The organism is Psychrobacter faecalis, assembly GCF_016107575.1.
In the GTDB taxonomy this organism is placed as follows: domain Bacteria; phylum Pseudomonadota; class Gammaproteobacteria; order Pseudomonadales; family Moraxellaceae; genus Psychrobacter; species Psychrobacter faecalis.
Genome location: NZ_JABAST010000005.1, coordinates 44,390 through 62,641, shown reverse-complemented (window position 1 = coordinate 62,641; position 18,252 = coordinate 44,390). Strand labels below are relative to the sequence as shown.

Here is an 18,252-nt window from a genome sequence, read left to right as displayed (position 1 = left end):
TAGCTGAGTGTCATGTTGACCAAAAATACCCCGCCAAATAAGCCCTCGGATGAAGATCCAGCACAGCGCGATGCCCGCGCTGTTAGACGTTGGTTTCCCCTGTCTTTTTTGCTCAAATTAACGGTTCTTATTTTGATTGTACTGGCGATTATGTTCGCCATATTTTTATATGCGGTCGGTACTGAGTCAGGCACAAAGTTCATTTTAGAAAAAATCAGTGCCGAGACGGGGGTTAAGTTTAAATACGGTCGGGGTAATCTGCGCGATGGTATTTGGGTCAGCGATATCGATATCAACGCTACCGAAGACCTTGAGATATTGGTCGATAAAGCTTATGTCAAAATAGGCTGGCGCGCGGTATTTGCCAAAGAAGTGCATCTACGCGATGCCGACATTCAAACCATTGAGATTATCAATAATAAGCCACCTACGGGCGAGCCGTTTGATTATCGAACGCTTAGCTTGCCAGTCAATTTGCGCTTTGATCAAGCAAAAATAAAAACCATTATTTATAAACAAGTCACCAAAGACCCTATCGTTGTGCATGATATCGAAGCGCGAGATTTGACTTGGGTTGGTAGCGTGGTGAACGTCGGGCGCGGCAAATTGCAGTATGCGGATATTGTAAAAGTCAGCGCTTTAAAAGGTCAGGCAGATTTACAAGGCGACTATCCTTTAGATTTGAGCGGAATTGTCGAGGTAAGTGCGTTAGAAAAAGCCTATATCGACCCTTTAAATATCACCGCAACCGGTACGCTAAAACGTACCGTTGGTAAAGTCCGTAGCCGTTATAACGACAGCGATGTCAGCGGTGATTTCGTGGTGCAGGGCCTAGATGAAGGTTCGCCGTTTCAAGCGAAACTTAAATGGGACGATATTTTAATTCCTTATGCCGATAGCCAAAATATCCACCTAAAAAGCGGCATGGCGACCGCGTCGGGCGTCATCTCGGAGATACGTCTGCGTATCAATACCGAGCTGACCGCTAAAGATATCCCATCGGGTCACTATCAAGGTCGCGGTATTATCGCCAACAGTCAGCTGCGCGTTGATCGTTTGGATGCGCAAGTACCAGCAGGCAATTTGACATTGCAAGGTATTTTGGACTGGAAAGAGAGTTTTGATGCGGTAGTCCGCGCCACAGGCAGTAATTTTGATATTCGACAGGCGATTCCAGCTGAATATGCCGACTTTAAACCCTATGCGCCGCAAAAGCTCAATGGTCGTTTATCGGTACGTTATCAGCATAAAAATAAAAATGGCAATCTAGAGATGGATGCAGATTTGCGTCAGCGCGATGGTGAGCATCTCAATGCCAATATCGTGCGTGGCAAAACGCCTGCTCGTGGTCGCAGCGCCAATTCTAAGCAAGTCACGCCTTGGTATATCGATGCCAAGTGGCAAAATCTGGTACGCCGCAATCTGCCAAATATCGGTAATGTCGACAGTCCAAGCGGACAAGCCAATGTTATTATCCGCGGCTCGAATTTATCGGTCGATGGCAAAGCGGTGATTAATGAGTTAAATGCCGCCCCTAAAGGCAACTATGATGTGCGCGTGCGTAAAGCCGGCGACGTGATTAATATCAACCGTCTTAATTACAAAGGTATAGTAGGCGACCTATCTGGTACAGGGCAGATTCAACTGGCCAGTAAAAAACACCCGCTAACGTGGCAAATTGATGCGCGTACCAATGGCTTATTACCCAAAAAATATCGTAGTGACTTACCGCTTGAGCGCTTAACAGGGCATATCAATGCGCGCGGGCGTATGCTCAATATCAGTAAAAACCGTGTCAAAGGTCAGCGCCATATTATTAGTTTTACTAATACCGATTTAAAAGCAAACCTTGATGCCAGTCAAGATAGCCGCGCTATTGGTATCACGGGCAGCGGTGATGCTAGCGTTGATATTATCGGCGGCGAGCTGTCTGTTTTTGATGCTCGTTTTGATGGTCATATTGATTCCGCTGACGTACCAAAGGGCAGCTTATCGATTGATGCTGCTGGTACGCCAAAGCTGATTCGTATTCGTAAACTCAACTATAACGGTGAAGCCGGCGCAGTAAAAGCGAACGGTGTCATTGACTTACGTCAAAACATTGGCTGGACGGTCGATGGCCGCTTTGACAAATTTAACCTTGGCTATTTTTTACCCAATAATGCCGCCATTATCACTGGTGATTTAAAAACCAGCGGCGTGTGGCAAACGCCGCCAAAGAACCAAGCCAATACTAATTCTAACGCAAAGGGTAAGCTGAAAAACTTTGCGGTGAAATTTGATGGTGTATTAGATGCTGAGCAACTGCCAGCCGGTAAACTTAGCATTGACGCCAGTGGTGACGCACAGCTGATTCGTATCAAGCGTTTCCGCCATGTCGGCGCCGCAGGTAGTATCGATGCTAATGGTACGGTCGATGTGCGTAAAGGTATCGCTTGGAATGTTAAGGCGGTGATGAATCGCTTTAACTTGGGTTATTTCTTTAAAGATATCCCAAGTACCATCACTGGCACTATTGATACCGATGGGCGCTGGGGTGACAATCAGCAAATCGTTAATATCAAACAAGTTAACCTAAGTGGCGTGCTAAAAGGCCAGCCGCTCAGTGCCAAAGGTAGTCTGGTGGCGAAGCTGCGCCTACCAAAAGACTTGGGCAGTTATTTTAAACGCTTACAAGCACAGGATGCACAGGCACAGTATCAGCAAGTTAATGCGCTAATCGATAGCTTAAATGCCAATAATTTGGTGCTACGTTGGGGCGATAATTATCTTACTGCCAATGGTAACGCAAAGCAGCTACAAGCTAAGATTAATATCACCAGTCTTGACCAGCTATCAGATAAGCTTGCTGGTAAAGTGACGGGCGGCGCAACCTTGTCGCAGCCGGCAGGACAGGCGCTGCCCACGATTTATATTGACTTGGTTGGTGAGCGACTAGCGCTACCGGGCTTTATTTTGCGTCAAGGACGTATCCGCGGTAAGCTCGTCAATTTGGCCAATAGCCCAAGCCAGCTTATTATTAGCGCCGAAGGTTTGGATGCGGCAGGTCAGAGCTTTAAAAAGGTCAATGCGACTTTTAATGGCACTGAGCAGGCGCATGTGGTCAATCTTGAAGTGGCAAATGATGAACTTGCTATCGCCGCTCGGCTCAAGGGTGGTTTTAATCGCGATAAGCTCAGTTGGTCAGGGGTGATTGGTAAAGGACGTATCAAATCAAAATATGCGACGTTAAACCAACTACAACCTGCGCAGTTGATTGTCAATTTACCCAAAAAGCAGGGCAATAACTCTACCGACTTAAAAGTGCAGCTTGCCGCCCACTGTTGGCAGGCGACCGACCAAACGGGCAAGCTGTGTTTGCGTGAGAATCTCATTGCTTCACCAGCGGCAGGTCAAGTCAATTTAGCGGTACAAAACTTGGATACTTCACTATTCTCGGTCTTTTTACCCAAAGATATCGATTGGCAAGCGAAAATTAATGGTAAAGCCATCGTCGGTTGGCAACGTGGTCGTCCGCCGACGATCAATACCACGCTGTATTCTGACAACGGCAAAATCGGCTTAATGCAAGATGGCGATAGTCAGCCGGTTACCTTGCCTTATAAGCGTGTGTCGGTCATTGCTTTGTCGGTCCCTGAAGGCATCAAACTGCGCACGGATATCAATACTGGTCGCGGTGCGCGTGGCTATGCTGAGGTCATCGTTGACCCTTATAAAACACCGAAACCTATCTCGGGTGCGCTGGTGCTCAATGAGTTGAATTTAGCAGTATTTAAGCCTTTCTTCCCCGGTATGCGCGTGCTCGAAGGCAATATTACTATGGCAGGTGGTTTGGGTGGGACGCTCGATAAACCGCAGTTTTATGGCGATGTGAAATTGGCAGATGGCCGTATTGCGATGCTAGATTTACCTATCAACTTAAGAAAAGTCAATGTCGATGCCAAAATTCGTGGTACGCAGGCGAATATCGACGGCACTTTTAATAGTGGTACCGGTACGGGCAAGCTGACTGGTACGGTAAATTGGCAACAAAAACTGCAAGCTAAGCTCAGCATCATTGGCGAGCGTTTGGTATTGACTCAGCCGCCATTATTGTTGGCTGAGATTAACCCTGATATCGACATTATCGTGCGTCCGGGTGACCGTTATGTCAATATTACTGGCGCGGTCAGTGTGCCGTCAGCGACCATTCGTCCACCAGAAGCCAGTGAAGATATCATTACCCAAACCGAAGATGCGGTAGTGCTTGATCGCCGTTTGATTGGTAATATTGATGAGGTTTTAGCGATTTCAAAACCTTGGTCAATCAATGCCGACATCGGTATTGACTTGGGCGATGACATCAATTTCCGCGGTTTTGGTGCAGTGATTCCGTTAGCAGGGGCGATTAATGTCACCCAAAATGGCACAGGCGTTATGCGCGCCAAAGGCGTCGTGCAGGTTTCTCGCCGTACCAATGTCAATATTTTTGGTCAGAGCTTAGAGCTGAATTACGGTCAGGTGCGTTTTAATGGCGACGTGATGAAACCAAATCTGAGCATTGAGGCGGTTAAAACCATCAGCGGTAAGACCGTCGGCGTACGCGTTAAAGGCAATACAGAAAATCCAAATATTATCGTCTTTAACAATGCTGGCTTAACCCAGCAGCAAGCGATGAATGCCTTGATAACGGGCCGTATTAATAATAAGAGCGCGACGCAAATCAGTGAGCAAGGCTTTAAATCGCAGGTGACTAATAACCTTGCGGCGGCGGGACTAAGCTTTGGGCTGAGTGGCACGCGCAATCTGACCAATCAGATAGGTCAAGCGTTTGGCTTCCAAAGCCTAACCGTTGATGCATCAGGCAGTAGTGATGACACCAACGTCAACGTTACTGGTTATGTGACCCCTGATTTGTATATTCGCTACGGAGTCGGGGTGTTTAATGCACAAAATAGCCTATCTATCCGTTATCAGCTAACGCGCCGCATTTATGTCGAAGCAACTTCAGCGGCGGAAAACGCGGTCGATGTGGTTTATAGTTGGCAGTTCTAAGCACTTAAGCTTTTAATAGCTTTACTATACTGTCGATTTTTAAGTCGCTTGTTAGTGGTTCATTTAATGCAATAAAAAACGCCTTTATCAAAAGGCGTTTTTTTATGCGGTGAGCAGTTGATTTATTTGGTCAAAATTAAGCGGTTATTGCGCGTTAAGCGTAAGCGATATTCTTCGCCTTCGTGCTCGATACGCACTTCTTTGGTTAGCGCAAATAGGTGCTGTGATTGCAGCGTAGGCAAGCGGTTTTCGCGGCAGTTTAAATAACGAGAGATGACCATGCTCATAGTAAATTCCTTTTGATAAAATAATTAAAGATAAGGCAGTGGGGTAAAGTAAGTTATTAACGATAATAATTATCATTTACATTGAAAGCTTTTGCAAGCTATTTGATAAAATAAATCACAGTTATTATGTAAACTTATATAAAGCAGCATTTACAAACGCTATAAGTCAAAACAATCGTACCATTATAAAGGGCAATAGAATGCGCAGTCATGTAGAGGATTCAAGCGAAAATTTGTTCGCTAAAAATGAGGCAAGTGCCCATAAACCGCTAAAAATCGTCAATGTTGCGGTGGCGGTCATTTATTATCAGCATCAGTATTTGCTCGGTTTTAGAAATGCATCGCAGCATCAAGGTAATCGTTATGAGTTTGTAGGCGGCAAGATAGATACTAATGAAACCATTCAACAAGCGCTGATACGCGAAGTCGCTGAAGAAATAGGTATTGATATCGCAAATAATACTGCAGTGAAACTCGGTCGGCTGCATCATGATTATGGCGATAAGCAGGTATGTTTGCAGGTTTACAAGGTAGCACTAAGTGCGCAGCAGTATGAACAGCATAAACATTGCCAGCAGGGATTGGAGGGTCAAGCATTAACTTGGGTAGATAAATCGAAGTTAATGGCAGGAGATTATCAACTGCCAGCCGCTAATAAAACCGTTCTTGCATGGTTGCGCTTACCACAACAGATAGCAATTACTTATCCATTGGCACACTTTAACGACGCGGCTGATCCAGCAGCAGCTTGGCTACAATTTCATGCAGCGCATTTGGCGCATGATGCTTGGGTTTATGTCCGTCCAAAAGCCATGGATGCAGATAATAATATAGCGCAGCTATTACGCTTGCGTGCAGATATACAGGCGATTGTACCAGCTGAATTTGAAAGCGACCAAGCACATAAGCAAGCTATAAACCACCAAATCGTCGCAAAGCAGTTAACCCAAACACAACTTATACGCGGCTTAAGCGATATTGATAACGCTGTTTATCAGAATAACCATATACCGTACGACGTTCTATCTACAAACCATTTATTAAACTATCCATTAATCATTAGCTGCCACGACGCCGAAAGTGTCGCTGCCGCTAATAAGTTGGCGCATAGACGTTTAGAGCAACAATTACCACCCGTTATCGGTATTTTTATATCACCAGTTTTAGCAACCCAAACCCATCCTGATGTCGAGCCACTTGGCTGGCAAGCGTGGTCGATATTAGCAGAATTAGCCGATATACCAGTGATTGGCTTAGGTGGTTTATCGCCAGCAATGAGGGCTCAAGCAGAGCAGTATGGCGGCATTGCTGTTGCTGGTATCCGACGATTTTTGCGGTAATTTTTAACATGGTATTTATATTATTTTTGCGTATATTCGCAGCCAATAATTAACCAAAATATGAAAGGTAAATCAAAAACTGAAAGCAAATGTAAGGCCATATAAGAGTGAGGTTTAATGGGGGCAAACCACTGATTTTAAATCTATTTTTACACAAGGTAACCATGTATTGCTTGTATGGCATAAATACAGAATTACTTACAAACCGTTGCGTTTTCCTACATTGCTACACTGTTTTGCTTAGCCCTTTGCCATTACTATAAACCTGCAAATTACTAAAGGGCGCAAAATCAGTTTGTTAAGGGCGATTCATCTAGCAACTTTTTATCCAATCACTTGCTATTTAACCAATTGCTATCCAACCACTTCTTATCTATCGTGATTTTATTCATCACAGCGCCACTGAAAGGTATAGTAAACATAAGTAATCCAGTATTTAATTTTCACTCATCTGTCTTTTGTATTTGAAGTGATTGTTGAGCATTATTTATACTGAGTTAATCGCTATAAAATTTGATAAATGAAAAATTTTAACTAACACTATTAATAAATGGTACTCCTATGAAAACCAATAAGTTACCTAAGTCAGCATGGCCTGATTCGCAGGCAGCTGGTTCTCAATCACAGCAGACTAAATCAAGTCAGCATTATCTTGATAAAAACTATTTAAAAAAAGGTTATCGCAAGACAGATAATACGTCACAATCGAGTGATGCCAGCAATGACGCTAACTATCACAATGATAGCGCGAACGATATGCCAGTAGACGATGTCGCCCTAAAGGCACCAGCAACAGATAATGAATTCGTCTATAAAAAGATTGGACAAAACGCGCCTAAAGCCGCAAAGTCTGTATTGATTGATAGCAGCGATCACGATCAAAATAACTATAATACAAGTTTTAAAAGCACTCAAGATTTGCAAAGCCGCAGTTTTCAAGATGGCGGTGGATACAAAAAAGCGCCTGCTTATAAGAAAGTGCAAAAAACTACTGATATCAATACTACCGATATCAATATTGATGCTGCTGTAGACATCTCAGCGAAAAGCTTAAATGGCAATACTAAATCCAATAAGTCTATTACTGCTGAAGCTGTCGATGCAGATGACGGCAATGAAGATATGGGTTTACCAACAATACCAGAGCGTATATTTATGAATGGACTTATCAAGCATACAGGTATTGCTCTAGCAATTATTATCCCATTGGCTGCGTTCTCAGCCTATGCAGCGACGCCGCCCGTCAATACCGCGGCTAAAGCTACTGTGACCGCTAATGTAACGACGGATAAAACCAGCACAGAAACCTTATCCATTAAGCCAAATGCAATTATCCATAAATCTGCTAGCGTTCCAACTACAGTTGATAGCGTTGATCTCAAAAAATACGCTGGTACTTGGTACGAGATAGGGCGCTTGCCGATGTATTTTCAGCGCAACTGTGCCAGTGATGTGACTGCGACGTATGTTGAAAAAACTGACGGTTCAGGCATTAAGGTGATTAATCAATGCAAAGCGCAAGATGGTTCAGCCATTACCGCAGAAGGTCTAGCTAAACCCGCTGATGCTTCGGGTAGTAAATTAAAGGTTACTTTTTTGCCGTCATGGATTCGCTGGGTGCCTGTTGGCCGCGCCGATTATTGGGTACTGGCGCGTGACGCAGATTACAAAACGGCATTGGTTGGCACGCCAGATAAAGAATATTTATGGTTACTGGCTCGTTCGCCGAATGTTAGCCAAGAGACCTATGCAAAATATCGCCAAATTGCCCAAAAGCAGGGCTACGATTTAAAAGAATTTAAACTTACCCCGCAGACCAATCAGACGGTAAAGTTGGTTCCTTAAGTTTTTCATAACCATACATGGCATAACCATATAAGTATTTTATAATTATCATATTTTTGTTTGATTTATCGATAATTGACAATAGAGCAGCAATGCAAGCTGCCTTTAGTTTTATGCAGTAACTTATAAAGCGCTAAAAAACGCGATAAGTACGTCAAATTCGGTTATCACTAGCAAAATAGGGCGTTTTAGGCTAAAATCTACCTTATCTAAAGACGGTGACGATAAAGACTGTGACGCTAGTTAGTGATAGTTACTATTGCCAATCACTACCGCCAAAGTCGAGCATGACCGTTTTAATATCGTTATTTAAACAATGATGACCTATCTATTTATATTTCTTCCTACTTTTCTGCTACCTAATTACTGACCATAAGGATGTTTCTCGTGAGCAACGCTGATACCTTACGCCAATTACATCAAGACCATTTGAGCAATTATAACCAACAAGAGCAACAAGCCATCGAGCTTATGGGCTTATTAAATAAGCTTTATAATGAGCAAGATGTGCAAGTGACATTGTTTGGTGATACGCTAGATACAACCTCTGTGGGTCAAATACTGGCATTGCATCAAAAAGTCGCGCTACGTGATAAAGGTGCTAAACCTATCGCTGTCGCGGATACTTTAACGATGGTTAAAACGCTTGCAGAGAATAAAGACATCCAAGCGGCGCGTATCGATGTTGGTCAATTGATTGCTAATGACAGTGATTTACAAGCGGTATTAGAGTCTATTAACAATGACAATGCAGCTAGCAATGGCGCAACGGACGTGGTGCTATATGGTTTTGGCCGTATTGGTCGTATCTTAACGCGTCTTTTATTGTCACAAGCGTCAAGCGCTAAAGGCTTACAGCTAAAAGCCATTGTGGTGCGTCCAGCAGCAGCGGGCGATCTGGCTAAGCGCGCTTCATTGCTTGAGCGCGATTCAATCCATGGTAGCTTCGCTGGTGGCGTCGTTGTCGATGATGAAAACAATGGTTTGATCATCAATGGCCGCTTTGTACAAGTTATTTATGCCAAAGACCCAAGCGAGATTGACTATACGGCTTATGGTATCAACGATGCATTGGTCATCGATAATACTGGTATTTGGAAAGATGAAGACGGTCTTGGCAAGCATTTACAATCGACTGGTGTGAAAAAAGTATTATTAACAGCACCAGCTGGTGGTGATATTAAAAACGTCGTTTATGGCGTCAATAACGATACGGTCGGCGATGACACTATCGTCAGTGCAGCGAGCTGTACCACCAACGCGATTACCCCAACGCTCAAAGTCTTAAATGATGAATACGGTATCGAAAACGGTCACGTAGAAACTATTCACTCGTTCACCAACGATCAAAACTTAATTGATAATTATCATAAAGCTGATCGCCGTGGCCGCAGCGCGGTATTGAATATGGTTATCACCAGTACTGGCGCGGCAAAAGCGGTCGGTAAAGCCCTACCAGAGCTTAGCGGTAAATTGACGGGTAATGCGATTCGTGTACCAACGCCAAACGTCAGCTTAGCGATTTTGAACTTAAACCTTAAAACGGCGCCAGCCAGTGCCGAGGCGTTAAATGAGTTCATGCGTAAAGTGTCTAATAGCAGTCAGTGGCAAACTCAGATTGCTTATACAGATTCTACCGAAGCGGTATCAACTGATTTTGTTGGTGATACGCATGTCGGTATCGTCGATGCGCAAGCGACGATTTTGACAGACAATCATGCTATAGTTTATATTTGGTACGATAACGAAGTTGGCTATAGCACGCAGGTGTTACGTTTGGCCACGCAAATGGCTGGCATCAGCTATGCGCAAATTCCAGCGTAAAAATTTGCACAGCTGCTATCTTAGCCGTTTGTATTTAGATAAAATGCTAAGGCAAAATAGCGGGACGAAAGTAAGTTTTATCCTAGATAAATCGGTGTAAATTATTAACGGCAGTATTCAAACACCCGATAGTCCGAATGGTTATCGGGTGTTGTTGTCATGCTAAATGCTAAGCGTGGTATGACATTTTAGTAAATGCCGTTTTAAAGAAGATTTTATATTTTTTTAAGTTATTCATAACTACCAAACATATAGCTACCATCTAAAATACAGTCGCTGACTGTAAGTTGATAAACGAGATGGTAAATAAAGGAACGAAAGATGCGATTTATTGATGAAGCCGTCGTAACGGTAAAAGCAGGTGACGGTGGTAACGGAATCGCCAGTTTTCGCCGAGAAAAGTATGTCCCACGTGGTGGCCCTGACGGTGGTGATGGCGGTAAGGGCGGCGATGTCTATGTCATTGCCGATGACAATACCAACACCTTAGTTGACTACCGTTATACCCGTCGTTATGACGCCATGCGCGGTGAAAACGGTCATAGTAAGAACTGTTCAGGTAAAGGCTCTGACGATATTTATTTGCCAGTTCCAATTGGTACGACCGTGGTTGATACCGAAACCGACGAAGTATTAGGCGATTTGATTGAAATTGGTCAAACGCTACTGATTGCCAAAGGCGGCGACGGCGGTCTGGGTAATACCCATTTTAAAAGCTCGACCAACCAAGCACCGCGCAAAGCCACTTCAGGTTTTGAAGGCGAATTAAAGGTGCTGAAGTTTGAGCTAAAAGTAGTCGCTGACGTTGGTCTGATTGGTTTACCTAACGCGGGTAAATCAACCTTTATCCGTCAGGTATCTGCCGCCAAACCTAAGGTTGCCGATTATCCCTTTACCACCTTAGTGCCAAACTTAGGCGTGGTTGATATCGGTCGTCACCGCTCATTTGTGATGGCAGATATTCCGGGTTTAATCGAAGGCGCGTCAGAAGGCGCAGGACTTGGCATTCGTTTTTTAAAGCATGTCGCTCGTACACGCCGTCTGTTACACTTGGTTGATGTAAAACCGATCGATGGCAGCGACCCAGTAGAAAACGCGCGCGTGATTTTAAATGAGCTTGAGCGTTTTTCACCTGAATTGGCCAATTTGCCACAGATTTTGGTGCTAAATAAAATTGATCAGGTTGCCGAAGAAGACTTAAACGAGCTTTGTACCCATATTGTGGCTGAGCTTGGTTGGACAGGTATGGTATTTCGTACCGCAACCTTGACCGGTGAAGGCGTTGATGCGATTAAGTACCATTTGATGAATGAGATCGAGCGCGAGCGTGAGCGTGAACTCGAAGATCCGATTTTTGCTGAAGCCCAAAAAGAGCGTTTTGAGCGCTTAGAAGCAGAAGTTCGTTTGAATACCGAAGCGCAGCGTGAAGCCTATCGTGCGGCTCGTAAAGCAGCGCGTGAAGGTACCAATTTAGACGACGATGACGATTTCGACGATGGCGTCGAAGTGGTATACGTTCCTTAATATATCTAAGGTTAAATTGGCAAAAGTTAATGTTTCGTTTTTTAAATAGGTGTGCGTACAGTTCTAATATTATTCACGTAATTCATTTACCCTAGCAACAGGAGTTTATATGGCAGTTGACATAGAGAACACGACAGAAGAAGCAAGGTTTGTTAAGCAAGCTCGCAACTTTGATATTCGGCGCGTTATTGTCAAGATTGGCTCATCGCTATTAACCAATAATGGACGAGGGCTTGATCGAACTGCCATTTACGAATGGGCAAAGCAGATTGCCAAACTGCATAAGCAAGGTGTGGAAGTATTGCTAGTGTCGTCAGGTGCGGTTGCTGAAGGCGTGGTGCGGATGAATCTGGACGAGCGCCCAAGGAAACTGGCGGCGCTACAAGCTTGTGCGTCCATCGGACAGATGGGCTTGATTGAAACCTGGTGGTCAGCATTGATTCAGCATGGTATTCAAAGCTCGCAGCTATTATTAACTCATGATGATTTGTCTAATCGTAGTCGCTATTTAAATACCACGGGAGCATTGACGCAGTTATTAGAATGGCGTGTGCTGCCCGTAATCAATGAAAACGATACCATTACCATTGATGAGATTAAATTCGGCGATAATGACACCTTAGGCGCGATGGCGGCGGCGATGGTCAATGCCGATTTATACATTATTTTGACCGATCAAGAAGGCGTTTTTACTGATAATCCGCGTAACAATCCGAATGCCAAAATGATTCGTCAAGAGCGCGCGATGGCCGATTACTTATTTGATATCGCTGGCGATGGCGGTAAACTTGGTCGCGGTGGTATGCTGACTAAAATCCGTGCTGGACGCTTAGCTGCCATGGGCGGCTGTCCAACGGTTATTGTCAGTGGCGCTATCGACGATGTGATTACGCGTGTGGTTTCTGGCGAAGCGGTCGGTACGTTATTGACTACTAATGATGCCGATAAAATCATTGCTCGTAAACAGTGGCTAGCGGCGCATTTGCGCATGTCAGGCACGCTCATTGTAGACGCTGGGGCTGCAAAAGCGGTTGTCGAACATCACAAGAGCTTATTGCCAGTTGGCGTCGTCGAGGTTCGCGGTGATTTTGATGAAGGTGATGTGGTAGAGATTGTCAATCAAGACACGGGCGAGCGTATCGCTGTTGGTCAAGTGAACTTCTCATCGCGTGACGCTTGCCGCGTGGCTCGCGAGCGTACAGAGCAGTTTGATAGAATCCTTGGTAACAAGGAAGAGCGTGTGGTCATGGTACATCGCGACAATTTAGCGTTAACCGTGTAGTTATACCCCTTTAATCGGTAGGTGTTCTCAAAGCTTAATAGTAAATGGTATTTAATATAAAGAAGCTAATATCAAATCATTATGAAGCTTTTTAGGATTAAATGCCGCTATCTATGCGTTATAAGCGTTTATTAATCTTTTCTTTCACTTATTTTATCTTGCCCTGTTATTTATTTTATTGAATATAGGGCTGTTTTGGAGAGTTGTACATGAGTGCTTCAGACAGTAACCATGCGCTTGAGCAGAACTTTGCGCCTTTAAAAAACGATAGATTGCTACGAGCACTCCGCTTTGAGCCCATAGATACCACGCCCGTATGGATGATGCGCCAAGCCGGCCGTTATTTACCAGAATATAAAGCCACCCGTGCCGAAGCCGGTGATTTTATGAGCCTATGTAAAGATACGGCGCGTGCGACCGAAGTCACTTTGCAGCCGCTGCGCCGTTATGACTTGGACGCCGCAATTTTATTTAGTGATATTTTGACCATTCCTGATGCCATGGGGCTAGGACTGTATTTTGAAACGGGCGAGGGTCCGAAGTTTAAGCATCCGATTCGTACGCAAGCGGATTTAGACAGATTGCCGGTACTCGATATGAATGACTCGCTTGATTATGTCATGCGCGCGGTGACGAGCATTCGTAAAGCACTAAACGGACAAGTGCCGTTATTCGGCTTTTCGGGTAGCCCTTGGACGCTAGCGACTTATATGATTGAAGGCGGCAGCTCAAAAGATTATCGCTATACCAAGGGTTTCTTATATAGCAATCCGGAGTTTTTACATCAATTATTAGATAAATTGGCAACGTCAGTGATTGATTATTTGGATGCGCAAGTGGTTGCTGGCGCACAAATTTTGCAGATATTTGATAGCTGGGGCGGGGCGCTTGGTCATCGTCAGTTTGTGAATTTCTCGCATGCCTATAATAAGCGTATTGTCGCTGAGCTAAAGGTACGTCATCCAGAAATCCCAGTCGTACTATTTACCAAAGGCGGTGGATTGTGGCTCGATGTGCAAGCGGATAGTGAGGCCGATGCGCTAGGTTTAGACTGGACAATGCCTATTGATCGCGCCCGTCAAGTATTGACAGAAAGTCAGCGCCAATTGACCAAGCAACATAAAAAACTACAAAGTAGCAAAGCCATTCAGGGTAATTTAGACCCCGCAACCTTGTACGGCTCGCCTGCAACTATCCGTGCTGAAGTCAACGCGATGCTCGATAGCGCTTACGCCAGTGGCGAAAAAACCGGCTATGTGGCAAACTTAGGTCACGGTATTACCCAGTGGGTCAATCCTGATAATGCCAAAGTCTTTATCGATGCGGTACATGATTATAAAATTTAAGTTATAAAATTTAATATCGTTAATTATTAAAAAATGAACGTTTAAAAGCGCTAGTAATAGCGCTTATATTTAGAAGCAACAAGGTTTAACTTTGATGTAGAGCTTATCTCTATCTAAATATTTACGCATTAAAAGAAAAAGGAATATCTTATGATTTCAGCAGCGATTGTCGGCGGCACAGGCTATACAGGTATTGAGCTGATTCGCTTATTATCTGCCCATCCTGAAGTGTCTATTGATTTGCTAACCTCACGTAGCGAAGCTGGCACCCGCGCTGATGAGATATTCCCAAGCTTACGCGGTATCTCCGATATAGTTTTTAGCGATTTAGGTGATGAGACGCTAGCGACCTTGCAAAAATGCGATGTGGTATTCTTTGCGACCCCACATGGCGTGGCAATGAAGCAAGCAGAGGCATTAACGGCAGCGGGTGTAAAGGTCATTGATTTGGCCGCCGATTTTCGCTTGCAGTCATTAGCAGATTTTGAGCATTGGTATCAGCAAGCGCATGCCTGTCCTGAATTGTTAAAGACCGCCGTTTATGGCTTACCTGAAATCAATCGAGAAAAATTGGCCAATGCGTTAGTTGTCGGTAACCCTGGCTGCTATCCAACCACCGCTATTTTGGGCTTAAAACCTATTATCGATGCGCAAAATCAGCAAGCCGAAAGGCTGGTTGAGTCACGTATCGTTATCGATGCAAAATCTGGCGTTTCGGGCGCGGGTCGGCAAGCGAAGCTTGCGCTTAACTATGCGGAAACCACCGATAATTTCAAAGCTTATAGCGTTGAAGGTCATCGGCATTTACCAGAGATTGAGCAGGGCGTTGCTCAATTGTTAGAGAGCCAGTTTGACCATCGTATCCGTTTTTTACCGCATCTGGTACCAATGATACGCGGCATGCTGAGCTCTATTCATTTAGAGCTTACCGAAGCAGGCACTGCTATCGATTGGCAGCAAGTATTTGAGACAAGCTATGCGGCAGAGCCGTTTGTCGATGTGATGCCAAAGGGGCTTTATCCTGATACACGCAGCGTGCGAGCCAGTAATCGTTTGCGTATTGGTATTCACCAAGACAATGCGCGTGCTGAGCTGACGGTGATTGTCGTGCAAGACAATTTGGTGAAAGGTGCTGCTGGGCAGGCCGTACAAAATATGAATGTGATGTTTGGTTTCGATGAATCGATGGGCTTAGACTTTGCCCCTATCGTTCCTTAACAGATGTCTAGCTATTAACAAATCCCTCATATTTATGGTGCTAGGTATTGATTATAAATTCCGCTATAATAACCTGCCTTTACTGTTAAGAGATATCGTCTAAATGCGTTTGAAGAGTGCACCACGCCTTTGCCAACAGCCTGCACGAGTATCGTGCCAAGACTCTGTTTCCTATGATATGGGGCACGATGCGCATCTCTCTTATTCTCATTACCAACAGAGTCATGCGCTGATAAATAGCCCTATTATTAGCAACTCGCTTATTAGTAATAAGCAACGAGGCGCTTCTACCTTAGTATTGGCATTATTCGTAGTGACGGTATTGGTGACCGCTGGAGTTGGACTCGCATTTGGTCATAAACTTGGCTATCAGCGCGGCTATTATTCGATGCAGGCAGAAACTCAGCAAGCGGTGATTACCAGTAAAGAAGCCACGCAAGAGCTGAAAGATTTACGCCTTAGCAGCAAAATTGCCACTAATGAAGCGGCAACCGCTAAGCAAGAGTTAGAAATAAGTTTGGCAAATTTAAAAGAGCTACGTGAAAATCAACAGGAATTGACGGTTGAAAATAAACAATTAGCCCAACTTAATGAGATATATGCTGAGCTTGTTAGTGAAAATGGCGGTATGCCTTTACAAATACTTGGGGCGAAAATCAAACCTTTGCCTGAAAACGCTTTTGAGTACGGCTTTGATGTGGCAATGCTTGCCAGCGACGGCAAAGCTAAGCGCTTAAAACCTACTTTAACCTTGTTGAATGATAATAACTTTGTAGAAGTGCCGCTTGAGCCGGCAAGTTATACTATCGATGGCATAACGCGAATCCGCGGCCGCTTTATGATGCCAACAGGCTTTAAACCTTTGCAAGTGAAATTAAGCTTAAGCGCAGGCGGACAAGAATTGGAGCAATTATACGACTGGAAGCTTGGTGATAAGGTTGATAGCATGCCGTTGTCACTTTTAGATTTGCCAGAAGTTGATGAAAGCCCCATTGAACCTTAAGTTTTTGATATTTTATTGAACTTTATTTTATTGAATTTTAGATTTTTAATGTATTAATACTTTCTTGTCATATGCTAAGTGATAGCTAGACAGGTCTGCTACTCTTTTTAATCCTCTTTATGCTGTTACAGCATCGCTATTAATTTGTACGCTAATTATGATAAAACAACCGATATTACATTCAACGCCAACCGTTGCCGATTGGCATTTCCCAAATACGCCGCTGCGTCTAGCGCAAGATGGTGATACCGAGGGCGAAACTTCACCGCAAGCCGATGTATTGGTCGCTGAGCCAGAAGTAGCAAAACCGCCGATGTATGCAGTGGTCATGTATAACGATAACTACACGCCGATGGAGTTTGTCGTCTATGTGCTGCAATCAGAGTTTCGTCATAGTATGGATACAGCAGTTGAAATTATGCTGACCATTCACAATAGCAGCAAGGGTATTGCAGGCATTTATCCAAAAGACATCGCTGAAACCAAAGCCAAAAAAGTCAATAGCTTGGCGCACCGTGAAGGTTATCCTTTATTGACTCAAATCGAGCCGCATCAGGGTGAATAATTTTTTAGCCTATTTTGTCTTAAGTTTTCTCTAATTTCGGTTGATTTTACTCACTTCTCTATTTCTTACCTTTTTATTTCTTACCTTTTTATTTATTATAAGAACTCTGCCGTAGAGCAAACCTGATGTATTAGCCAATGGTTTGCTCTAATCTATTTGTCTACTTGACTCCTGCCTTTTTAAATTTATTGTCACTCCTTTAATTCTCTTTTATTAATCTTCCTAGCTTTGCATTTTCTGCTTGATTTTTTTTTCATATCACCCATATATTAAAGTATACCCTTGTACACTTAATCGTATTAAACCCCACATTTTTTCATATCGTTTTAGCACCTTTTATCTCTGTTAAATTCAACCGTTACTTTCGAAAACTTACGCTCGAAGTGTTTTTTGCCTATTTGTCGCTTTAATACTGCACAATAAATACTGCGCAATAAAGGTCTAGTGGACACTTCGATACATTTTAGTCAGCGTTAAAAGATTGACTATGGTTAAGTATCATGTTGAGATAAAGGTAAGACGCAAATAGTATTCAAGCCATGGAAGACATCATTCAGTAATGTCTGTTAATAAACTCAACATTGCCCTTGAACAATCCATCTATCGCCCTGATTTAGTTACTAACTCATTCATAAAGCTATCAATAATAAGATAGGTACAACCGTAGGAAGTCCTTATGTTAAGTCGTCATCTTGAAGTTTCTTTGCGTTTAGCAATGACACTTGCGCGCCAAAAATCGCATGAGTATCTCACTGTTGAACATCTCCTATTGGCGTTATTGGAAAATACCAATGCTGCCAATACGTTGACTGCTTGCAATGCCAATGTCTCAACGTTGCGTAGTGAGCTAGAAGCTTATATCAATAAGCATACGCCAACCGTGGACGCAGATTCTGAACAATCACCACAACCCACCCAGAGCTTTGACCGCATTTTGCAGCGTGCTATTTTCCACGTGCAGTCTATTGGTGGCGGGCGTTTAGT

The 18,252-nt window shown here is 43.8% G+C and carries 11 protein-coding genes and 1 pseudogene; 11 read left to right on the top strand and 1 reads right to left on the bottom strand.

Translation table 11 applies throughout. From position 1 onward, the window contains the following. Positions 1 to 12 precede the first annotated feature (12 nt). A complete protein-coding gene (locus JFC07_RS02880) occupies positions 13 to 5,034 on the top strand; it encodes a translocation/assembly module TamB domain-containing protein (protein WP_191689682.1) in 5,022 nt (1,673 codons plus the stop codon). 122 nt (positions 5,035 to 5,156) lie between these two features. Here the strand turns inward: JFC07_RS02880 and hemP are convergent, their stop codons facing one another. Beyond that, entirely contained in the window at positions 5,157 to 5,315 is a 159-nt protein-coding gene (gene hemP, locus JFC07_RS02875; protein ID WP_227672156.1) for a hemin uptake protein HemP, read from the bottom strand. A gap of 206 nt (positions 5,316 to 5,521) precedes the next feature. Between hemP and JFC07_RS02870 the strand changes: the two genes are divergently transcribed. The 10 genes and pseudogenes from JFC07_RS02870 to JFC07_RS13360 form a co-directional block, all read left to right on the top strand. After that, positions 5,522 to 6,661, top strand: coding sequence for an NUDIX domain-containing protein (locus tag JFC07_RS02870; RefSeq protein ID WP_198328084.1), 1,140 nt, complete (start codon positions 5,522 to 5,524; stop codon positions 6,659 to 6,661). A 561-nt stretch (positions 6,662 to 7,222) separates the two neighbouring features. Then, a complete protein-coding gene (locus JFC07_RS02865) occupies positions 7,223 to 8,506 on the top strand; it encodes a lipocalin family protein (RefSeq protein WP_191689677.1) in 1,284 nt (427 codons plus the stop codon). A gap of 378 nt (positions 8,507 to 8,884) precedes the next feature. Beyond that, a complete protein-coding gene (locus tag JFC07_RS02860; RefSeq protein ID WP_191689675.1) occupies positions 8,885 to 10,330 on the top strand; it encodes a glyceraldehyde-3-phosphate dehydrogenase in 1,446 nt (481 codons plus the stop codon). A 321-nt stretch (positions 10,331 to 10,651) separates the two neighbouring features. Beyond that, positions 10,652 to 11,854 (top strand): Obg family GTPase CgtA, encoded by a 1,203-nt coding sequence (gene cgtA / locus JFC07_RS02855; protein ID WP_068404524.1) that lies wholly within the window; start codon positions 10,652 to 10,654, stop codon positions 11,852 to 11,854. A 109-nt stretch (positions 11,855 to 11,963) separates the two neighbouring features. Beyond that, positions 11,964 to 13,136 carry a glutamate 5-kinase gene (proB, locus tag JFC07_RS02850; protein WP_068404522.1) on the top strand — a complete coding sequence of 391 codons (1,173 nt, stop codon included), beginning with the start codon at positions 11,964 to 11,966 and terminating at the stop codon, positions 13,134 to 13,136. Positions 13,137 to 13,345: 209 nt separating this feature from the next. Further along, positions 13,346 to 14,482, top strand: a complete 1,137-nt coding sequence (gene hemE / locus JFC07_RS02845) for a uroporphyrinogen decarboxylase (protein ID WP_068404521.1) — start codon at positions 13,346 to 13,348, stop codon at positions 14,480 to 14,482. A 150-nt stretch (positions 14,483 to 14,632) separates the two neighbouring features. Beyond that, complete coding sequence (gene argC, locus JFC07_RS02840; protein ID WP_102077197.1) at positions 14,633 to 15,700, top strand: N-acetyl-gamma-glutamyl-phosphate reductase; 1,068 nt, start codon at positions 14,633 to 14,635, stop codon at positions 15,698 to 15,700. Positions 15,701 to 15,803: 103 nt separating this feature from the next. Beyond that, positions 15,804 to 16,703 (top strand): hypothetical protein, encoded by a 900-nt coding sequence (locus JFC07_RS02835; RefSeq protein ID WP_068404518.1) that lies wholly within the window; start codon positions 15,804 to 15,806, stop codon positions 16,701 to 16,703. Between the two features lie 157 nt (positions 16,704 to 16,860). Continuing rightward, complete coding sequence (locus JFC07_RS02830) at positions 16,861 to 17,268, top strand: ATP-dependent Clp protease adaptor ClpS (protein WP_068404516.1); 408 nt, start codon at positions 16,861 to 16,863, stop codon at positions 17,266 to 17,268. 676 nt (positions 17,269 to 17,944) lie between these two features. After that, positions 17,945 to 18,070, top strand: a pseudogene (locus JFC07_RS13360) (Clp protease N-terminal domain-containing protein); the annotation flags it as partial. Positions 18,071 to 18,252 lie beyond the last annotated feature (182 nt).

What these genes read in the sequence shown, in the direction of transcription:
- JFC07_RS02880 (WP_191689682.1), top strand. Translation starts at nt 13, where the DNA reads ATGTTGACCAAAAATACCCCGCCAAATAAGCCCTCGGATGAAGATCCA.
- hemP (WP_227672156.1), bottom strand. Translation starts at nt 5,315, where the DNA reads ATGGTCATCTCTCGTTATTTAAACTGCCGCGAAAACCGCTTGCCTACG.
- JFC07_RS02870 (WP_198328084.1), top strand. Translation starts at nt 5,522, where the DNA reads ATGCGCAGTCATGTAGAGGATTCAAGCGAAAATTTGTTCGCTAAAAAT.
- JFC07_RS02865 (WP_191689677.1), top strand. Translation starts at nt 7,223, where the DNA reads ATGAAAACCAATAAGTTACCTAAGTCAGCATGGCCTGATTCGCAGGCA.
- JFC07_RS02860 (WP_191689675.1), top strand. Translation starts at nt 8,885, where the DNA reads ATGTTTCTCGTGAGCAACGCTGATACCTTACGCCAATTACATCAAGAC.
- cgtA (WP_068404524.1), top strand. Translation starts at nt 10,652, where the DNA reads ATGCGATTTATTGATGAAGCCGTCGTAACGGTAAAAGCAGGTGACGGT.
- proB (WP_068404522.1), top strand. Translation starts at nt 11,964, where the DNA reads ATGGCAGTTGACATAGAGAACACGACAGAAGAAGCAAGGTTTGTTAAG.
- hemE (WP_068404521.1), top strand. Translation starts at nt 13,346, where the DNA reads ATGAGTGCTTCAGACAGTAACCATGCGCTTGAGCAGAACTTTGCGCCT.
- argC (WP_102077197.1), top strand. Translation starts at nt 14,633, where the DNA reads ATGATTTCAGCAGCGATTGTCGGCGGCACAGGCTATACAGGTATTGAG.
- JFC07_RS02835 (WP_068404518.1), top strand. Translation starts at nt 15,804, where the DNA reads ATGCGTTTGAAGAGTGCACCACGCCTTTGCCAACAGCCTGCACGAGTA.
- JFC07_RS02830 (WP_068404516.1), top strand. Translation starts at nt 16,861, where the DNA reads ATGATAAAACAACCGATATTACATTCAACGCCAACCGTTGCCGATTGG.